This is a genomic window from Streptomyces sp. NPDC059853 (assembly GCF_042731495.1).
Classification (GTDB): Bacteria; Actinomycetota; Actinomycetes; order Streptomycetales; family Streptomycetaceae; genus Streptomyces.
On the sequence record NZ_JBHWJL010000576.1, the window covers coordinates 1 to 1,137 of the forward strand.

Sequence of the window (1,137 nt, forward strand, 5' to 3'; positions counted from 1 at the left end):
GTGCTGACCGGGGTGACGGACGCGGCCGGTCTGGTGGCGGCGCCGCCGGAGCACCGGCCGACGTTCGTGGCCGCGGATCTGCGCGGGCTGCTGGTGGCGCAGCCGCCGGTGACGGCGGAGCCGGGGGAGGGCGGCGGGTTCCGGTGCGGCGGCTGGCGGGCGGTGGCCGGTGCGCGGGCGCTGGAGCTGACCGGTGGCGGGGGCCGGGACGCCGATCCGGTGGACGCGCTGCGGGCGCTGTGCGCGGCGGCCTGGACGGCGGCGGGGGACGGGCGGTGCACGCTCGCCCTGCCGGACGGGTTCGCGCGGTCGCCGGCCGCCGCGGCGGCCGGGCGCGGATGAGCGCGGCGACGGCGCCCTCCTGGTCGCTGCGGACGGCGGCGGACGCGGATGTGGAGCGGATCGCCGAGCTGAAGGCGCGGGTGCTGCGGGCGGATCTGGAGCGGCTTGGCCGGTTCGACGCGCACCGGGTGCGGCAGCGGGTACGGGACGGGTTCGCGGCCGGGTACACCGCGCTCATCGAGGCCGGGGACGGTTCCTTCGCCGGGAGCGTGACCTTCCGGCCGGCGGGGGAGCGGGAGTGGGCGCTCGAACACTTCTACCTCGCCCCGGAGTTCCAGGGGCGGGGGCTGGGGTCCGCGGTGCTGGGGGCGCTGCTGGCGCGGGCGGACGCGGCCGGGGCGGCGGTACGGCTGACGGTGCTGGAGGGGAGCGCGGCGCGCCGGCTGTACGAGCGGCACGGGTTCACCGTGGTGGGGCGGGACGCGATCGATGTGTTCATGGTGCGGCGGCCCGCGGGGTGACGGGCGGCCCGGCGCGGCTGTGGCGGAGGCCGTTGCCGGGCCGCCCGGTCGGGGCGGTGGCCGGCCCGGGTCAGCCGGCTGTCCGGGCCCGCGCCGCGCCGGCGGTCGCCCTGGCCTCGCCGCCCCGGGCGTCGCCCTGGGTGCCGGAGGTGGATGCGGTGTCGGTGTCGGTGTCGGTGTCGGTGGCGATCCGGGCGATCAGGTCGTCCTCGGTGATGCCCTTGCGCCAGTAGCCGGTGAACTTGATGTGCTTGCGGTCGATGCCCCGGTCGTTGACCAGGTGGCGGCGCAGGGTGCGTACCGAGCCGGCTTCCCCGGCGATCCAGGCGTAGGC

Annotated in this window: 2 protein-coding genes and 1 pseudogene; 2 read left to right on the plus strand and 1 reads right to left on the minus strand. The window is 78.6% G+C overall.

The annotated features are described in order from the left end of the window. Together ACFV5N_RS27965 and ACFV5N_RS27970 are read left to right on the plus strand one after the other, a co-directional pair. Nucleotides 1-342: pseudogene (locus ACFV5N_RS27965) on the plus strand (HAD family hydrolase); the annotation flags it as partial. Further along, nucleotides 339-803 carry a GNAT family N-acetyltransferase gene (locus ACFV5N_RS27970; protein ID WP_385605382.1) on the plus strand — a complete coding sequence of 155 codons (465 nt, stop codon included), beginning with the start codon at nt 339-341 and terminating at the stop codon, nt 801-803. The pseudogene ACFV5N_RS27965 and the gene ACFV5N_RS27970, both read left to right, overlap by 4 nt. A gap of 70 nt (nt 804-873) precedes the next feature. Here the strand turns inward: ACFV5N_RS27970 and ACFV5N_RS27975 are convergent. Next, a partial coding sequence (locus ACFV5N_RS27975) for an SIP domain-containing protein (protein WP_385605385.1) occupies nt 874-1,137 on the minus strand: 264 nt, incomplete at its 5' end.